Here is a 17,868-nt window from a genome sequence, read left to right on the forward strand (position 1 = left end):
CGAAGCGTTGCAAATGCTAATCTTTCTCATTTGCAGCCCGTCCCGACCCCCTCATGCCGCTTCCAACCCCGCTCAAGCACGCCCTCTGCCTGGCGCTGCCCCTTTCCCTGGCTACGCCTGCACTGGCCTCCGAGGCCTCCGCTGACACCCCGAAGGACCTGGACAAGGTCGAAGTCCGCGGCCGCGCGCAGACCCTGTACCGCGCCAACGATGCGGCCGTCGGCACCCGCACCGATACCCCGTTGGAACTGGTGCCGCAGTCGATCCAGGTCGTGCCGCGCGAGCTGATCGACGACCAGGCCGCGCGCCAGGTCACCGATCTGTACCGCAGCATCAGCGGCATCAGCTTCTTCAGCTATGCCGGCGTCACCCTGCGCGGGTTCCGCCAGGAGAACGTTCTCTACGACGGCCTGCGTGGTGATCCCTATGCGGGCTTCTCGGTGCCGCAACTGTTCAATATCGAACGCGTGGAAGTACTGAAAGGTCCGGCCGGTGCGCTGTACGGCGGTGGTGATGCGGGCGGTGTCATCAACTATGTAACGCGCAAGCCCAAGGCGCGCGCCGAACGCCGCATCGAGCTGCAGGCAGGCGACAAGGACTTCCGCGCCGGATCGATCGAAGGCACCGGCCCCTTGAATGCCAGCGGCAGCATTCGCTATCGCGCCGGCCTGTATGCCGACAGCGAGCAGGGCGTGCGCTGGAATGCCGACAGCGAAAGCGTGATCGGCGATGCCTCGCTGGCCTTCGACGTTGGCCAGACCGGCGAGCTGGTGCTGCAGTTCACCGACATCACCCAGAACCTGGGCGGCAACCGCCTGCGCGGCGTGCCGGTGAACGATGCCGGCAGCTTCCTGACCGACCGCCGCTGGAACCACAACGAGGCCAGTGACTTCCTCGACATGCGCGCCAAGGTCGCACTGGCGCAGTATCGCTTCGCACCGCGCGACAACCTGGACGTGGACCTTGCTGCGCGCTGGTTCAGCAACAACGAGCACCAGATGTACCACGAGCCGATGGGGCTGATTGATCGTGACCGCGACGGCGTGGCCGAGTGGATGACGCGCCAGCTGCGCAACCAGATCCGTGACAACACTGCCTTCACCGCCAGCGGCAATGCCGTCTGGCGGATCAACACCGGCCGTATCGAACACAAGGTGCTGTTCGGCGCCGACGTGTACCAGCTCGACGCCGACTTCACCGCGCAGACCGCCAACAGCGCCGACCTGGCACGCGGCGCCGGCCCGGTGCGCGGCATCGACCTGTTCAACCCGGTCTATGGCGCGAGCACCTGGCATGACTACAACCTGGCCGCTCTGCCCTGGCGCAGCACCGCCACCCGCAGCAAGCGCTACGGCGGCTACCTGCAGGATGAGCTGGCACTGGGCACGCGCTGGCATGTGCTGGCGGGGCTGCGCTGGGATGGCTTCAAGGATCAGGACCGCATGGGTGGCGGCAGCGTGGATGGCAACGATCTCAGCTGGCGCCTGGGCAGTACCTTTACCGTCCGGGACGGCGTGAACCTGTATGCCAACATCGCCAGCGGCTTCGTGCCGCAGAGTGCCACCAACCAGAACCCGGCGGCCGGCGGACCGTTCGACGCGGAGCGCAGCAGGCAATGGGAAGTCGGTCTGAAGTCCCTGCTGGCCGACCGTGTGACCCTGAACATGGCGGCCTACCGCATCGACCGCAGCAACATCGTGCAGGCCACCGGCGAGGTGATCGGCGGGGTAAACCAACTCGCTGCACTGGGCCTGGTACGCAGCACGGGCATGGAACTGGACCTGCTGGCCGACGTGACCGAGCGCTGGGTGGTGAACCTGACCTACGCCTACAACGACGCACGGGTGAAGGATGCCGGACCGAACGGCATCACCAATGCCTCCGGCGACCGCTTCGCCAATGCGCCACGCAACAAGCTCGGCCTGTGGACGCGCTACGACCTGCCGTCGATCAACTCGGCCATCGGCTTCGGCGCCGACCATGTGGGCGAGCGTGTCAGCCTGGATGGGCAGGCGGTCAAGGCATACACGGTATTCGACATGAGCTGGAAGACCACGTGGAAGCAGTGGCAGTTCCAGGCCAACGTCAAGAACCTGTTCGACAAGGTGTACGCGGCCAGCGGCTTCATCGAGCGCAACGGGCATTTCCCGGGCGAGCCGCGGCGGGTGTATGTGCAGGCGGCCTACCGCTTCTGAGAAGGCCTTCCAGCAGAGCCGGGCGCCCGCTCGGCTCTGCTACGTAACCTCAGCCCATCCGCATCGCAGGGTTGTCACGTGCGTGGACGTCGTTGTCCTGCTGGCGCTGCATGGCCGCCTGCTGTCGCTCCAGGCTGGCGGCCTCGATCTGCCGCAGCGAGTGTTCGACCGGCGTCTGCACTGCCGTGTCCGTAGGCATGACCGCTCGCAGATGCGCGGGATCGCTCATCTCGCCCTGCACCACGAACACGTTGCGGCCGGCCGGATGCTCGGCGGTCTGCGCGCTCAGCAGCACATGGTCGGCCCGTTCAAGCTGGTTGCGACGGGCCAATGCCATCACGCTCGCTACGAGGCGCTCACTGTTCTCGTCGTGGGTACGCCCGGCGCCGGCATCGATCGCGGCCACGCCTTCGCGCACCTGTTGCATCAGTGCGTAGTCGCGGTGGCCCGGACCAATGTCGGCCAGGCGGGTCGGTGCCTGCGAGAAATCCGGCACGTCGTCCACGGCTGCGGTCAGCGGGCTGCGGGTGATGGTCCGGTACGGGTCGTCCGGGTGGAACTGGGTGCGTTTTTCCTGGCGCTCCAGACGAACCTCGCGCGCGTCGTTGAGCTCGGCGATGCGAGCCGGATCGGTGATCTCACGCATCGACATGTGGCCACCACCCGCGCTGACACTGGCCCATTTCCTGTCCGCTTCGAAGTACATCGCGTAGTAGCTGTTGCCACCGATGACGTTCGGATCGACCGCCGAGCGCCCTTCCAGTGCCTGGGTGGCTTCCAGCACGCTCAACCGGGTCAGGTATTGCCCGCCCTTCGTCCATCCCATCTGGCTGATGGCATCGACGCTGGTGTTGCCTACGCGCGGGCCTCCGGCGTAGTCATTGTTGAGCATGTTGGTCCAGATCTGTTCCAGCTTCTCGGGGCCGCTCTTCTGCTCAGCCGCCTGCAGCAACACGCGCGGCGTCCAGCAGTTGGGATCGAGTTCATGCCGTTCGAATGCCCGGTCGTGTGCCAGCATTACATCCTTGCCGGGAAGATTCAGTGCAAATTCGGGACGCCCCTGCTCCATCCAGAACAGGCGTCGCTCCAGGTCCTGGCGCAGAAGCGTCTGCCCAAACATCTCCCATTGCCGCTCGCTCAGCTGCGCATCGGGAAAGCCGGAGCCCTTGCCTTCCTGATCTCGGGCGTAATCCTGTGCGTAGCTGTTTGCAACGCGGCCTGGCAGGCTGTCGTTGCGAACAACACCCAGCGCAAGCGTGCCATAGCCATCCGCATCTGGCAGCTGCGACAGATAGTTCCAGTACAACTCACGGTTTCCGGCCCTGGCATAGCTGGCCAGAATCCTAAGATTCTCTTGCGTCAATCCGCCCATCGCCTGCTCCTGAATGCACTCACTGCCGGACGCGGGAGCGCGCGAGAAGATCCCGCACCGCATCTTCCATCCGCTTCCAGTCCGCCAGGAAGGCCCGCTTGTAGTTCAGCGAGATGGAGAGCTTGTTCTCCACATCCGAGAAATAGTGGAAGCACCCCGCAGCGGCTTGCCCTTGCTCACTGATGACCTGATCGCCCTGCAGGCGAACGCCATCCCCCCGAAACGCCGTGCTTTCGCATTTGATGAATGTGGTCAGGCTGCCGTTGGGAGCGCGCGCGATGTACCAGTCATCTTCATAGGCAGGATTACGGGTGGGCGGCTTTCCATAGCGTGCCTCGTATTCCTTCGAGAAAATCCCCATCCGCGTTTCATCGATGGCGTAAGGCGTCAGTCCCATGACGTCGGGCCGCGCAATACGCAGATCGAGTCGATCCCGAGGATCCCCTCGCTCCACCGATCCTTCCTCGGTGGACGCCTGGTTGGAGGACAATCGCTCCAATGATGTTTCGATTGGCGCACGATCGATGTAGTCGATCGCCACAGCAATTTCCTTCCGGAAATCATTCGTACGCGGATTGGCCCGGGCGCCCGGCGCCGTCGGCTTCATGTCCGGCCACTCGATGACCAGCGTCACGCCCTCGCCGGGCCACGGTGCGATCTGGCTGTCCAGGTAGTTGGCCGGAATGCGGAAAGTGTTCGGCCCGAGCTTCACGTCCACGGGCGCATCGGTATAGGTGTGGCCGTTGATCGTGCGGCCGGTCTGCGTTGCGCCGGACATGGCGGGATTCCTTTCGTGTTCGGTGGACGGCGGCCGCGCACACGCGCCGGCACTCACCGCGACGGCAAGTGCAAGCGTCAGGCAACGGCCGGGGGACATCACGTGCATGGGCATTCCATTGCAGAGTTCCAGCGCCACTATAGGGAACCGGGCGTCAACGGAACAGGAACCGCGTCGCAGCCCTTCACGGCACCAGGCAGCGTTCCACCTGCAGCGACAACGCCTGACAGGCGTTGAACAGACCTTCGACCACGGCGGCGGAGGGACAGCAGGCGGGATCGTCGCTCTCCCGCGCCACATGCGCAGCGTGCAGCACCGCGGTCAACGCCGTGATGCCCGAAACGCTGCGGGTCGCCAGGGCCATGTCGAAGGCCCGGCCAGGGCTCAGGTGCATTTCAACCCAGGCCTCGCCATCGGCGCGCAGGTTCCTGCCGTGGCCTTTCAGGTGTGCAAAGAATGCCGATGGGGTGACGAACTCGGCGGATTCGCGGAGCGCGTCCTCCAGCGTTTCGGCCGAGGCAGCGGGAAGATCAAGTACGGCGGCACCCAGCAGCGCGTGCAGGCGGGGATGGTCGGGAAGACGTTCGGGCATGACGGCAACCTCACGATGTGGCCACCTGCAGATGCAAGGTGGCGGACGGTGCGGGTTGGCGTGCCGGATACATGATGCAAGAAGCCGGCGGATCGAGAGATCCCCACGCACCGTCCGCCATGAACTGACAGGCGATGCATTGTCACGGTTGCAACTCTGGCTGCAACCGTGACGCCGCGCATCATGTAAGTTCGGGACGCCAATCCCGGCCAGGGCGAGTGCCTTGGCGCGGCGATGATGGGCGCACTCCATCGCCGAAGCAAAGTAGGAAAAGTCCGCGCTGACGCGTTCCTACGCTGGTTGCGTCACGGGATGGCGAACCGTCCACCGACTGACGTGCTTCGTTGATACATCGCGCCTGCCTGCGCGTACTACCCAACGATCACATCGAGCCGAACGCGACACGCCGACCATGGCGATCGCGCAGAAAGTCGCAATACGCACGGCCTCCGCCTTCAGCTCCAGCACAGACGTTCCGCGCTGGATACACACCGGGAACGCTTGCATGTAGGAGCCCACAGGCACATTCGAGCGCGATCTGATCACAACGAAATTTCTGCGCCAGGCCATTTCCGTACGAGATCCGCGAGGTGAAGGCTATAGTCGCCGACCTCAATGGATCAGGAGCTCATTATGGAATTCACTTCCTGGCGCAACATTCTTGTTGCTGCTGGCGTGGCGGTCGCACTTTCCGTGGCCGCCTACAACGACCATCACCGTCATGCCCTCACTGACGGTGCCGAGGGGCGCGATACGGTGGGCCTCGTCACCGAAGTGCATTGGGATGAGAAAAGGGGAAGAAAGAGCAACTTCGTCCTGAATGTCGAGTTCGAAACCGAAGACGGCCAATCACGCGTCGAGAAGATCGCGGTCTCCAACGACCTTGGCAATCGGATGCGTGCCACCGACGAGGCGGAAGAGATTGATATCCGCTACAACGCCAAAGACCCGTCCGTGGCGATGGCCGTTGGCGAAACGGACAACTCCCTGCTGTTGTTGTGGCTGGCCATCGCCTCCGGGCTGGTCACCCTGGCGCTGCTGGCCACCCGGGTGGTGCAGGGCCGGAAAGCGCAGCCGGCCTGACCCATCCAGGCGCGAGCGGATCCAGAATGCGCTCGCGCAGGACCAAAAGTGTCTTCAACGCTGGCAATCGTCTTCCGTGCTTCCATGGCCACGATAGGTTTCACCCCACTCGCGCATGGCCAGCAGCACCGGTACCAGCGTGCGCCCGAACTCGGACAGCTCGTATTCCACTTTCGGCGGCACTTCCGGGTACACGTGGCGGATCACCACGCCATCGGCTTCCAGTTCACGCAGCTGGCTGGTAAGCATGGACTGGGTGGCATTGGGCACCCGTCGCGTCAATTCCATGAAACGCCGCTTGCCGGTCATCAGGTGAAACAAAATGATCGGCTTCCACACGCCGCCGATCACCGACAGCGTGACTTCCACCGCGCAACCGCTCTTGCCATCCCAACGCTTGCTACGCATGCATACTCCGGAAAACCATAGTACCTACGGAAAATCGTCGTTCTTGTTGCGATAACGGTGCGAGCCTAGCATGGGGCCATCCACTGAACGTGAGCCCCCAACCATGAGTTTCAAGGCACTGCTGACCCGCAAGACGAACGACGGCATATCCACGGAACTGGTCGATTTCAATGAAGCCGACCTGGTGGACGGCGACGTCCTGGTACAGGTCGAGTACTCCACGCTCAACTACAAGGATGCGCTTGCCCTCACCGGCAAGAGTCCGGTCATCCGGACGTTCCCGCTCATTCCCGGCATCGATCTGGCAGGCGTGGTGCTGGAATCCAGCAGGGCCGACTTCAAGCCAGGCGACCGCGTCGTGCTCAATGGCTGGGACCTGAGCATGGGCCACCACGGCGGCCTGGCACAGCGCGCCCGCGTACGCGGCGAATGGCTCAACCGGATTCCCGGCAACCTGAGCACCCGCGACGCCATGGCCATCGGCACCGCTGGCTATACCGCGATGCTGTGCGTGCTGGCCCTGGAGCATGCAGGGGTGACGCCTGCACAGGGCGATGTGCTGGTTACCGGTGCCAACGGCGGCGTCGGCTCGATTGCGGTGGCGATCCTTTCAAAGCTGGGTTATCGCGTGGTGGCCGCCACCGGGCGGCCGGAGCACGCCGAGTATCTGCACAACCTGGGTGCGGCCGAGATCATCGATCGTGCGCAGCTCTCGGAGCCGCGCGAGCGGCCGGTGAGTGCCGAGCGATGGGCCGGCGTGGTGGATGTGGCCGGCGGCCCAACGCTGGTCAATGCCATCGCCGAAACGAAGTACCGCGGTGCCGTGGCCGCCTGTGGCCTGGCCCAGAGCGATGCACTGCACGGCTCGGTGCTGCCCTTCATCCTGCGCAATGTGACCCTTGCGGGCGTGGATTCGGTGAATGCCCCACAAGAGGTTCGCCAGCGCGCCTGGGATCGGCTCGCGACCGACCTGGACCCGCAGAAGCTGGAAAGCACCGTGCAGCAGATCGGCCTCGCCGAGGTGCTGGATGTCTATGAGCAGATCATCCCCGGCAAGGTGCGTGGCCGCATTGTCGTGGATGTGAACGCCTGACGCCTGCCGCGCCGGCGAGGGTGCAATGCCATCGCTGGCGCGCGTGCGCGAGTGACCGGAATCCCAGCGCGCCATGCCAAGCCGCCTTATCATGGGGCGGCAAGGGCACTTTACGCCCGGTGACGTACGCAAGGCAGTATCTGGATGTCTATGGAATGGCGCCCCTCGGGCTGGGGCCAGCGTGTGACCCGCTCGCCGGACTGGCAGTTGCAGCTGGATGGCGAACAGCTCGCGCTTTTGATCGACGGCAGGCAGTACCGCCAGCATGTGGCGAACGAACACAGCGTGCGGGTCGTTCGCGGCGTGCTCTGGTCCAGGGTCGAACTGACGACCGAGCGCGGTGAAGCACTGTCCGTGGATGGGCTGCCCAACAGCCAGGGCTCCCGGCTTGCGGCGGCGCTGCAGCAGGTGCACTTTGCGCGCACCACACGGGGACGCAAGGCCCTGTTTGACACGATCCTGGAGCAGATCCAGGCGTGGCTGGCCGAAGCAGACGCGCTTACCGACCGAGGCACCACCGGACGCCGCTGGATCACCCACGAACAGCAGCAGGCGTTGCTGGCCGACCGCCCCGCCCTGCCCCTGCCGCCCGCCGAGCTGGAGCAGCTGTTCCTCGACGAGGAGGTGCACGACGACCTGCACGCGCCCGGCCACCGCATGGCGCTGGACGCCCTGCACGACTGGCAGCTGGATTGGCCCGCCGTCTGGGCCGAGGCCAACGCGACCATGGCAGAGCGCGAGCGGGTGCTGGCCAAGGACTTCCTGGACCGGGTCGAGAGCAAGCCCCTGACCGAGGAACAAGCCCACGCCGTCATCTGCTTCGACAACCGGGTACAGGTCGTGGCCGCGGCCGGCTCTGGGAAAACCTCCACAATGGTCGCCAAGGCCGCTTATGCCATCGACCGCGGCTTTGTCGAACCCGAACGGATCGTGATGCTCGCCTTCAACAAGGACGCCGCCCAGGAGCTGGAGGAGCGCGCGCAGCGATGCTTCGACCGGCTCGGCATGGGCGACACCGTGGTGGAAGCCCGGACTTTCCACGCCCTGGGCCTGTCCATCATCGCCAAAGCCACAGGGCGCAAGCCGGATATCCCGAAATGGGCGGTCGACGCGACGCTGGGCTTCAACAAGCTGGCCGAACTGGTGGACGACCTGAAGGACCGCTCGACCCATTTCCGCACCCAGTGGGACATGTTCCGCCTGGTGTTCGGGCGCGACCTGCCGCCGTTCGGTGCCGACATGATGGCCGATGGTTACGACCGCGATGGCACGCCCTACATCCGCACCCTGAAGGGTGAGCGGGTGAAGAGCCTGGAGGAGTGCGTCATCGCCGACTGGCTGTTCTACAACGGCGTGGCGTACGACTACGAGCGGCGCTACGAATTCGATACCGCGACAGACACCCATCGCCAGTATCGCCCGGACTTCTACTATCCGGACGCCCAGCTGTATCACGAGCACTTTGCGCTGGATGCCGATGGCCAGCCGCCGAAGCACTTTGCCAACTACAGCGAAGGGATGCACTGGAAGCGCCAGCAGCATGTGGCGCGCGGCACCGCTCTGGTCGAGACGACGTCGTTTGGCCTGCGCAGTGGACAGGCCCTGCAGCATCTTGCCGAGCGGCTTGGCGCGTCTGATGTCGAGCTCGACCCGAACCCGGACCGCGAGCTACCTGATCAAGGCGCCAAGCCGATGCCGGACGCAGACCTGATTGGCCTGATGCGCACCTTCATTGCCCATGCCAAGAGCAACTGCCTGACACTGGACGATATGGCGGCGCGCCTGCGGCAGATGCCCGAGGATCAGTTCAAGGAACGCTACCGGCGCTTCCTGGAGATCGCCGGGCCGGTATTCCAGGCCTGGGACAATGCGCTGGCTGACGAGCGCAGCATCGATTTCGAGGACATGCTCAACATGGCGGCCGGGCTGCTGGAACAGGGCCACTATGAATCGCCCTACGAACTGGTGATGGCCGACGAATTCCAGGACGCATCGCGCGCCCGCGCGCGCCTCTGCCGTGCCCTGGTCAGCCAACCGGGCCGCCATCTGTTTGCGGTGGGCGATGACTGGCAATCGATCAATCGCTTCGCTGGCGCCGACGTTGCGGTGATGACTGGATTCCGCGAATGGATGGGCCATGGCCAGGTGCTGAAACTGGAGCAGACGTTCCGCTGCCCACAGGCGCTGTGTGATGTGTCCAGCCGCTTCATCAGCCGCAACCCCGCGCAGATCGCCAAAAACGTTCGCTCTGCTGCGCCGGCAATGCGCCCGGTGCTGCAGGCGTTCCAGATGAACCGGCGCGAGGAGGTGCAGGATGGCGTTCGCCAGTACCTTGCGAAGCTGCACCAGCAACTGTTGTCAGGTGCAGTGCCGCAGGGCCGCACCGGGCGCGTGACGGTCTTTGTTCTGGGGCGGTATCGCGCGGATCGCGGTGCGATGCCTTCGGATTGGAAGACGGCCTTCGGCAGCACGATGGACGTCGAGTTCCTTACCGCACATCGATCGAAGGGGCGCGAGGCGGACTACGTGATCCTGCCGGGCATGATCAACCGCAGCTTCCCGAGCCTGCGCGCGGATGACCCGCTGCTTTCGCTGGCAATGCCGGACGGCGATACCTATCCGCTGAGCGAAGAACGGCGCCTGTTCTATGTCGCGCTGACGCGTGCGCGACGGTCGGTCGCGATGTTCACCCTGCAGGGCAAGCACTCGCCATTCCTGGATGAGCTGGTGAAGGACGGGGCAGTGGAAGTAACCGCGATTTCAGGCGCGGCCATCCACGATGAGCGCTGCCCGGTGTGCAGGGTGGGCGTATTCGTGGACCGGAATGGGCCACATGGGGCTTTCCGGTCGTGCTCGAGTTACCCGTTGTGCCACAACAAGCCTAAGGGCGGGCGTAGGGGGTGAGCGCATTTTCTGCGCTTTCCTGGCGATGTGCGCACTGCCCTCACCGTCACCGTGAGCTTCGCCCAGGCCGGAGATCGACCACTCACTCCGGCTGCTAGACTTTGCCGACATTCAAATGGACGACCCCATGGAACGGTGGTATCTGGCAACACTGCTGGCGTTGGTCCTGCACCAGATTGATGCAGCGTTCTGGCACGAGTGGACCCTGTTCGGCCTTCCCGGCGGCGTCCAGGGGTTTCTGGCCTTCAACCTGATCGCTGTGGGCGCCCTGCTGCATGGCTATCGCCAGGTTGTGCTGGCCAAGCCCTCCGCGCGGGCGTATGCCAGCCTGTGCGGGACAGTTGGCGCCGGCACCGCCATGATTCATGCGGGCTTCGCCGCGGCCGGTCGTGACGAGTTCCTGCTTCCGTTCTCCATCGCAACGTTGGCGGCCTGCCTCGTGGCCGGCGTCGGGCTCCTCATGCAAGGCCGCCGTGCCACCCCGGCTCGCGTGCAGATCGATGGCGTGGACTGACGAGACGAAAAAGCCCCTGAATCCAGGGGCTCTTTGAATCAAATGGCGGAGAGAGTGGGATTCGAACCCACGGAAGGTTTGACCCTTCGCCGGTTTTCAAGACCGGTGCCTTAAACCGCTCGGCCATCTCTCCGTGTCGGCACAGCCTGCTGGCCGGGCACGCATTCTCGCACGGCCGGGCGATTTGCCCAAGACCCCTACGCCACGCCCATCTGCAACTAATCCGATAGCCTTCCCACGCCCCGGCTGGCTAGAGTGACCAATTCCCTCTGGTCCCCACCCCATGGACAACTCCAGCCTCCTGAACATACGCCCGGGCATGCCTTCAAGCGCCCTGGCCCAACTTCTGGGCACCCGATGGAAGGAGCCGGATGAACAAGGTCATCTGACTTGCCTGAGCAAGGACGTTTTCGTTCGACTGGATAGCGATCGAGCCATTGGATACGTCATTTTCGCCTGTTCAATGCCCAAGACGGTGCTGGTCGAGGGCCTGCGTACAGGCATGGCCATCGGCGACGCTCTCGCCAACAATCCTCGCCTCGCTGTACTGCCGGAAGAGCCAGAGGACTCATGCGAGGGATGGGCGACCTTCGGCTTCATCACGGATGACGGATTGCAGGTGGCCGCGAACGTGAACACGCGGGACAACACGGTAAGGAGCATTCGCCTGGAGAACCCGAATGCCACCTACTGTGAACCTGCAGCGCCCATATTCGATCCGACGTTGACCAAGGCCTTTGACATCGCGCTTGGCCCTCAGCGCGTGCTCCCCAAAGCAGGCCGGGGCAGCGAATGGGCCGGAGGCTGGACACTGGGCCTTCCCCCAGGCATCACCGCTGAACAATGGCCTTTGAGTTCCAGCAACGGGCACCCGCTGCGGCACGCCTTTACGTTGCACCTGCCCTCGGAGTACCGAACCAAGGGAAATGAGCTGGTTGCTCTCTCTCTGTTCGTCGACGACCAGCAGGAGGAGCTCTGCACCGTCGAGGAAATCGCGGAATACTTCACCTCTCCCCTTTCCATGACCCCGCCAGAGGGCCGCGACCTGCTTCCCTTCTGGCAGCATCGCCAGGCCAAGCATGCGCACAGCCACAGCATGGAAGACATCCTTGGAACGCAATTCTGCGCCATCTGGCTTACACAGCAGGAGTTTGATGGTGAGCTGAGCCTGCCGCCCAAGCTGAATTCAGCCCTGCTGGGTGCCCCTCCGAGCTGGATCGGACAGGACTACGCGAGCTATTTCTACGAGCGATGGCTGTACACCAGGAACGGAAATGCCGTCATCCCGGGCGCAGGAATCGGAGGCGCCTCCAGCGAGGCCGTTGCATTGCCGATCAGCACAGGCATCCGCGCTGACGATCCCAACGTTGGGAGATCACCGCGGGAGTGGGAAAGCGAATGCGCCATCAGTGGATACATCGAAGCATTCAGCGAGCGCGGTGAGGAACTGAACCTGAGTCGCTGGGATTCCATTGCCCACCTCGGCGGAACAATGCAGCCCCAGCAGGGCTACCCAGAGTTCGGCCCCTACTACCTCGAATTCGAGGAGGGTTTTGGCGGCTTCAATTTCGGTGGCGGCAACGCACAGTTGGATCTGCAGCAGATGAAGATCGACTGGGCGTGCGGATGACACCGTCGCATTGAAGTAAAAAGCCCCGGAACGTCGCCGGGGCTTTTCTTCACGGAAGCGGTGCAGCAGCTCTCAGCCCGCATCCACCGCCAGCGCACCCAGTGCACTGGCCTTGATCCGCTCCTTGGCCTTTTCACAGGCGCCACCGCAATCCAGGCGCGAGGCCTCCAGCTGCGGCGGCAGGTGCTCGGCCAGGAAGTCGATGAACACGCGCACCGCCGGCAGCAGGCCGCGGCGCGAGGCGAACACGGCGTGGCACACGCCCTGCGGCAGCGACCAGTCCGGCAGCACCACTTCCAGCTCGCCATTACGCACGGCGTCGGCGCACACGGTTTCCGGCAGCATGGTGATGCCGAAACCGTCCTTCACCATGCTCTGCAGCAGCGGGAAATCGAAGCCGGCCACGCGCGGCTGCAGGTCGACCCGGCGCACTTCGCCTTCCGGGCCATGCAGTTCCCAGCGCTGGCGGGCTTCGTCTTCGCTGATGCTGAGGGTCACGTGCTGAGTCAGCTCTTCCGGGTCCTTGGGGCGGCCGGCGCGGTCGAGGTACTTCGGGCTGGCCACCAGCAGTTCCTGCACCTGGCCGAAGCTGCGCATCACCAGGCTGCCGTCGTCGTCCAGGCGCGAACGCACGCGCAGGGCCACGTCGTAGCCTTCGTTGATGATGTCCACGCGGCGGTTGCTGATGTTCAGCTGCAGCCGCACCTTCGGATACTGCTCAAGGAACTTGGGCAGCAGCTTGGGCAGCTGCATCTGCGCCAGTGACACCGGCACGCTGGCGCGCACCACGCCGCGCGGTTCGGCGCTGAGGCGGTCCACCACTTCGCGGGCAGCCTGGGCCTCGGCCAGCATCGTCTGCGCATGGCGGTGCACGCTGGTGCCGACGTCGGTGACCGCGAAACGGCGCGTGGAGCGCTGCAGCAGGCGCACGCCCAGGTCGGTTTCGAGCTGGCTGATGCGGCGGCTCAGTCGCGACTTGGGGATGCCCAAAGCGCGCTCGGCGGCGGCGAATCCGCCGTGGTCGACCACCATCGCGAAGTAGTACAGGTCATTCAGGTCATGCATGCCCGAGTTCCATATCTAGAACAATACGTGGCATTCAATCACCTTTATTCCGCCTTTGCAACAACCTATCGTTCTCTCCGTCGGCGGGACCACCCCGCCCCTTCCTCCCAGAACATAGGTGACTGCCATGAAGCTTCTGCATCTCGACGCCAGCGTGCTTGGCGACAACTCCGTCTCGCGCCAGCTGTCGGCCGCCGTGGTCGCCCGCCTCGCCAGCCAGATCGACGGCCTGCAGGTCGATTATCGCGATCTTGACGCCAATCCGGTACCGCACCTGCGCAGCAGCTCGCTGGCCAAGACCGACGCCGCTGAAGCGACCGATGCTGAACAGGTGATGCAGCAGTTCCTGGAGGCCGACATCGTGGTGATCGGCGCGCCGATGTACAACTTCAGCATCCCGTCCACGTTGAAGGCCTGGATCGACCGCGTGGCCGTGGCCGGCCGCACCTTCAAGTACACCGAGAACGGCCCGGTGGGCCTGGCCGGTGGCAAGCGGGTGATCATCGCCAGCAGCCGTGGCGGCATCTATACCGACTCGCCGGCCGACTTCCAGGAGCCGTTCCTGCGCCAGGTGTTCGCCTTCATGGGCATCAACGAAGTCGAGTTCGTGCGCGCCGAGGGCATCGCCTACTCGCCGCAGCACCGTGAAGACGCCATCGCCGGTGCGCTGGCGGCGCTGCCGTCGCACGACGTGGCCGAAGCCGTCGCGGCGTAACGCGTTCCAACGTTCGGCGCCCCTCTCTCCTCGTCTGGGCGCTGAACGCGGGCCGGGATCCCCTCCCCCTCCCGGCCCACCCTGGCGGCCCCGCTGTGCGGGGCCGTTTTCTTTTGCGGCGCGCTAGGCTGGGGGCATGAACTACATCGTGACGGCTGCGCACCGCAGCGAATTTCCGCACCCGATCATCCTGCGCCGCGGCCAGGCGCTGGTGGTGGGCGAACGTTATGAAGGCCCGGAGGGCTGGGACGACTGGTTCCTCTGCGAGGCCGAGGGGCAGCAGCCCGGATTCGTGCCGGCGCCGGTGATCGGCCGCGATGCGCAGGGTGGCGCCTTTGCCACGCAGGATTACTGCGCGCGCGAACTGGATGTGGACCCCGGGCAGACGCTGCGCGGGATGCGCACGCTCAATGGCTGGGCATGGTGCGTGCCGGAGAACGGCGAACCGGGATGGGTGCCGTTCGAGAAGCTGCGGGCCATAAAGGAGAGCCGAGCATAGGCTCGGCTCTACAAAGATCTGTAGCGCCCGAGCCCATGCTCGGGCGGCGGCGCGAAGCGCCGGCTATCAGCCAATGGTTTCCAGGCCACCCATGTACGGGCGCAGGGCCTCCGGCACGGTGATGCTGCCGTCGGCATTCTGGTAGTTCTCCATCACCGCGATCATCGCGCGGCCAACGGCCACACCCGAGCCGTTCAGCGTGTGCGCCAGCTCCGGCTTGCCGGTGGCCGGGTTGCGCCAGCGCGCCTGCATGCGGCGGGCCTGGAAGTCACCACAGTTCGAGCACGAGGAAATCTCGCGGTAAGTTTCCTGCGACGGCAGCCAGACTTCCAGGTCGTAGGTCTTCACCGCCGAGAAGCCCATGTCGCCGGTGCACAGCAGCACCTTGCGGTACGGCAGGCCCAGCTTTTCCAGCACCACTTCGGCGCAGCGGGTCATGCGCTGGTGTTCGGCGTCGCTGTCTTCCGGGCGGCTGATCGAGACCAGCTCGACCTTCTCGAACTGATGCTGGCGGATCATGCCGCGCACGTCGCGGCCACCGCTGCCGGCCTCGGCACGGAAGCACATCGAGTGGGCGGTCATGCGCAGCGGCAGGCGCTCGGCGTCGACGATCTCATCGCGCACGATGTTGGTCAGCGGCACTTCCGAGGTCGGGATCAGGTAACGCGTGGAGTCGCCCACGGCGGTCTTGAACAGGTCGTCCTCGAACTTCGGCAGCTGGCTGGTGCCGCGCAGCGAGTCGGCGTTGACCAGCAGCGGCACGTTGGTCTCCTCGTAGCCGTGCTCGCCGGTGTGCAGGTCGACCATGAACTGGGCCAGGGCGCGGTGCAGGCGCGCGATCGGGCCACGCAGCACGGTGAAGCGCGAGCCGGACAGCTTGGCCGCGGTCTCGCCGTCCAGCCAGCCGTTGCGGGCGCCCAGTTCGACGTGGTCGAGCACCTTGAAATCGAACTGGCGCGGGGTACCCCAGCGCGCCTGCTCGACGTTGTCGTTCTCGTCGGCACCGGCCGGCACGTCGTCGGCCGGCAGGTTCGGAATGCCCATCGAGATCGCTTCGATCTTCTCGCGCAGCTCGTCCAGCGCCACTTCCGAAGCCTTCAGCTCGTCGGCGAAGGCAGCGACCTCGGCCATGATGGCCGAGACGTCCTCGCCCTTGGCCTTGGCCTGGCCGATGGCCTTGGAACGGCTGTTGCGCAGGCTCTGCAGCTCCTGGGTCCGCACCTGGATGCGCTTGCGATCCGCCTCCAGGGACTCCAGGGCAGACACGTCGAGCTCGAAGCCGCGGCTGGTGCGCAGGCGTTCGGCGAGGTCGGCGGGCTGGTGGCGGAGCAGGGCTGGATCAAGCATGGCAGGTGTCGTGGTGGGTATCAGGGATGGGATTATCGCTTGTTATACGGATTTCTGCCGCCCGGTTCATTCCTGGCGTGGCAGAATCGGGCTATTCCGTACTGGTCCGGTCCATGTCTGCACCCCGCTCGTCGTCCGCCAAGTCGTTCACTGTGCATATCCCGCGCAACGCCCTGAAGATCGCCGGCATCGCCTTCGGCGTGGGCGTGCTGTTGTTCGTGCTGGTCTGGTTGACCGGCCGCGACAAGGAGTTCTTCCGTGCCGATCCGGCCGCGCAGACCCCGCAGGAGACCGCGCAGGTGGAACCGCTGCCGGAACCGCTGGCCGCCGCCGCAGGCTCCAGCGACATGCCCGATGCCAAGCCGGCCCCGGTAGAGGACGACGCCCCGAAGCTGGTCGAAACCGCCCCGCCGCCGCCGGCGCCCATCGCTGAACCGGCCCCGGCCACGCCGGCCCCTGCGCCAGCCGCCACCGGCAACAGCCAGCCGATGCCGATTGCCGGCCAGTCGCCGCCGCCGGACTACCCGGCCGCGGCCCTGCGCGCGGGCGAGACCGGCAGCGTGGTGGTGCGCGTGGACGTGGATGCCACCGGCTACCCGAACAATGCCACGGTCATCCAGCGCAGCGGCTCACGCGAGCTCGACCGTGCCGCCACCGACGCCGTGCGCCGCTGGCGTTTCACCCCGGCGCAGAGCAACGGCCAAGCCGTACCGGGCAGCATTGAAGTGCCGTTCGACTTCAAGACCCAGTAACTGAACGTTTCCCGGCAGGCAACCTGAACCCTGCCGGTGACGTTGACGCAACGCTGACACTTCCCGCCACTGGCCCGCGCAACACTCTCCCCGTCGTCCATTGACGGAAGGAGTTTGCGATGACCGCCACCACCCACGAAGACCTTCATTCGCCGCAGCTGCAGCAAGACGCCAGCGAACAGCACAAGCCCACGTCGCCCTGGATGTGGATCGCGCTGATCGTGGCGATGTTTGCCGCCGCGCTGCTCTGGCTGCGTCACTCGAATCAGGAAGACGTGGCGCCGGCACCGGTCGGCGAGCGCATGCTGCCCGCCCCCGAGCAGGCGCCGGTGGCCGACGCGCAGGAGCCGGCGGCCCGCCAGGCCGCACCGGTCGGCAACCAGCGCAAAGCCGCCCCTGCGGTACGCAATCGCGAGGCGCGCCCGCTGGCAGGCAACATCAAGCCGACCTACCCCGCCGCCGCGCTGCGTAATGGCGTACAGGGCAGCGTGATCGCCAGCCTGAATGTCGATAGCCGCGGCCAGGTGACCAATGCCGCGATTGTTTCGCGCAGCGGCGAACGCAGCCGTGATCTGGATCGCGCGGTGCTGAGCGCCGTGCAGAACTGGAAGTTCCAGCCGGCGATGCATGAAGGCCGTGCAGTGGCCAGTGTGGTGCGGGTCCCGGTGGATTTCCGTACCGAACAGCGTTGATCGCGGACGAGGGGTTCGTGATGTTTAGACGGAGGCTTCGGCCTCCGTCCTTTTATCTGGAGAGGCGTGCCAACCAGGGTTGGCACCTGCCGGGTGATGTGAGCGTGCCAACCAAGGTTGGCACCTACCGGGTGATGTGAGCGTGCCAACCAAGGTTGGCACCTACCGGGTGATGTGAGCGTGCCAACCAAGGTTGGCACCTACCGGGTGATGTGAGCGTGCCAACCAA

The 17,868-nt window shown here is 65.1% G+C and carries 16 protein-coding genes and 1 tRNA gene; 10 read left to right on the forward strand and 7 right to left on the reverse strand.

What is annotated here, in order from left to right:
- The first annotated feature begins 53 nt into the window (after positions 1-53).
- The gene (locus AC5P8F_RS17660) at positions 54-2,195 is read left to right on the forward strand and encodes a TonB-dependent siderophore receptor (RefSeq protein ID WP_329768177.1); all 2,142 of its coding nucleotides are present in this window, start codon (positions 54-56) and stop codon (positions 2,193-2,195) included.
- A gap of 49 nt (positions 2,196-2,244) precedes the next feature.
- Here the strand turns inward: AC5P8F_RS17660 and AC5P8F_RS17665 are convergent, their stop codons facing one another.
- From AC5P8F_RS17665 to AC5P8F_RS17675, 3 genes are all read right to left on the reverse strand, one after another.
- Complete coding sequence (locus AC5P8F_RS17665; protein ID WP_049442493.1) at positions 2,245-3,567, reverse strand: Smlt3024 family type IV secretion system effector; 1,323 nt, start codon at positions 3,565-3,567, stop codon at positions 2,245-2,247.
- A gap of 19 nt (positions 3,568-3,586) precedes the next feature.
- Complete coding sequence (locus AC5P8F_RS17670) at positions 3,587-4,453, reverse strand: Smlt3025 familytype IV secretion system inhibitor (protein ID WP_014647603.1); 867 nt, start codon at positions 4,451-4,453, stop codon at positions 3,587-3,589.
- 76 nt (positions 4,454-4,529) lie between these two features.
- Positions 4,530-4,937, reverse strand: coding sequence for a hypothetical protein (locus AC5P8F_RS17675; RefSeq protein ID WP_049442492.1), 408 nt, complete (start codon positions 4,935-4,937; stop codon positions 4,530-4,532).
- Between the two features lie 633 nt (positions 4,938-5,570).
- Here AC5P8F_RS17675 and AC5P8F_RS17680 point away from each other — a divergent pair.
- Positions 5,571-6,020, forward strand: coding sequence for a DUF3592 domain-containing protein (locus tag AC5P8F_RS17680; protein WP_049442491.1), 450 nt, complete (start codon positions 5,571-5,573; stop codon positions 6,018-6,020).
- Between the two features lie 54 nt (positions 6,021-6,074).
- Here the strand turns inward: AC5P8F_RS17680 and AC5P8F_RS17685 are convergent, their stop codons facing one another.
- Positions 6,075-6,428 (reverse strand): winged helix-turn-helix transcriptional regulator, encoded by a 354-nt coding sequence (locus AC5P8F_RS17685; protein ID WP_049442490.1) that lies wholly within the window; start codon positions 6,426-6,428, stop codon positions 6,075-6,077.
- A 103-nt stretch (positions 6,429-6,531) separates the two neighbouring features.
- Between AC5P8F_RS17685 and acuI the strand changes: the two genes are divergently transcribed.
- The 3 genes from acuI to AC5P8F_RS17700 all read left to right on the forward strand — a co-directional run bounded on the left by acuI (position 6,532) and on the right by AC5P8F_RS17700 (position 10,939).
- Positions 6,532-7,521, forward strand: coding sequence for an acrylyl-CoA reductase (NADPH) (gene acuI / locus AC5P8F_RS17690; RefSeq protein ID WP_111207072.1), 990 nt, complete (start codon positions 6,532-6,534; stop codon positions 7,519-7,521).
- 150 nt (positions 7,522-7,671) lie between these two features.
- Positions 7,672-10,425, forward strand: a complete 2,754-nt coding sequence (locus AC5P8F_RS17695) for a UvrD-helicase domain-containing protein (protein ID WP_495228661.1) — start codon at positions 7,672-7,674, stop codon at positions 10,423-10,425.
- A 127-nt stretch (positions 10,426-10,552) separates the two neighbouring features.
- Positions 10,553-10,939 carry a DUF6713 family protein gene (locus tag AC5P8F_RS17700; RefSeq protein WP_111207074.1) on the forward strand — a complete coding sequence of 129 codons (387 nt, stop codon included), beginning with the start codon at positions 10,553-10,555 and terminating at the stop codon, positions 10,937-10,939.
- A 43-nt stretch (positions 10,940-10,982) separates the two neighbouring features.
- On the opposite strand, the gene AC5P8F_RS17705 is transcribed toward AC5P8F_RS17700, so the two are convergent.
- A tRNA-Ser gene (locus AC5P8F_RS17705) sits at positions 10,983-11,072 on the reverse strand.
- 150 nt (positions 11,073-11,222) lie between these two features.
- On the opposite strand from AC5P8F_RS17705, the gene AC5P8F_RS17710 reads away from it, so the two are divergent.
- The gene (locus AC5P8F_RS17710) at positions 11,223-12,569 is read left to right on the forward strand and encodes a DUF7256 domain-containing protein (protein WP_111207054.1); all 1,347 of its coding nucleotides are present in this window, start codon (positions 11,223-11,225) and stop codon (positions 12,567-12,569) included.
- Between the two features lie 72 nt (positions 12,570-12,641).
- On the opposite strand, the gene AC5P8F_RS17715 is transcribed toward AC5P8F_RS17710, so the two are convergent.
- Complete coding sequence (locus AC5P8F_RS17715) at positions 12,642-13,634, reverse strand: LysR family transcriptional regulator (protein ID WP_005410175.1); 993 nt, start codon at positions 13,632-13,634, stop codon at positions 12,642-12,644.
- A 127-nt stretch (positions 13,635-13,761) separates the two neighbouring features.
- Between AC5P8F_RS17715 and AC5P8F_RS17720 the strand changes: the two genes are divergently transcribed.
- Together AC5P8F_RS17720 and AC5P8F_RS17725 are read left to right on the forward strand one after the other, a co-directional pair.
- Entirely contained in the window at positions 13,762-14,349 is a 588-nt protein-coding gene (locus tag AC5P8F_RS17720) for an FMN-dependent NADH-azoreductase (protein ID WP_032957392.1), read from the forward strand.
- 136 nt (positions 14,350-14,485) lie between these two features.
- Positions 14,486-14,848 (forward strand): SH3 domain-containing protein, encoded by a 363-nt coding sequence (locus tag AC5P8F_RS17725; RefSeq protein WP_134809051.1) that lies wholly within the window; start codon positions 14,486-14,488, stop codon positions 14,846-14,848.
- A 66-nt stretch (positions 14,849-14,914) separates the two neighbouring features.
- On the opposite strand, the gene serS is transcribed toward AC5P8F_RS17725, so the two are convergent.
- Positions 14,915-16,195 carry a serine--tRNA ligase gene (gene serS / locus AC5P8F_RS17730; protein WP_014647612.1) on the reverse strand — a complete coding sequence of 427 codons (1,281 nt, stop codon included), beginning with the start codon at positions 16,193-16,195 and terminating at the stop codon, positions 14,915-14,917.
- Positions 16,196-16,308: 113 nt separating this feature from the next.
- Here serS and AC5P8F_RS17735 point away from each other — a divergent pair, with 113 nt between their 5' ends.
- Both AC5P8F_RS17735 and AC5P8F_RS17740 read left to right on the forward strand, forming a co-directional pair.
- Positions 16,309-16,947, forward strand: a complete 639-nt coding sequence (locus tag AC5P8F_RS17735; RefSeq protein WP_197605916.1) for an energy transducer TonB — start codon at positions 16,309-16,311, stop codon at positions 16,945-16,947.
- A gap of 119 nt (positions 16,948-17,066) precedes the next feature.
- Positions 17,067-17,639 (forward strand): energy transducer TonB, encoded by a 573-nt coding sequence (locus tag AC5P8F_RS17740; RefSeq protein WP_046431429.1) that lies wholly within the window; start codon positions 17,067-17,069, stop codon positions 17,637-17,639.
- Positions 17,640-17,868 lie beyond the last annotated feature (229 nt).

Source organism: Stenotrophomonas sp. YJH_SMC_69 (genome assembly GCF_059370495.1).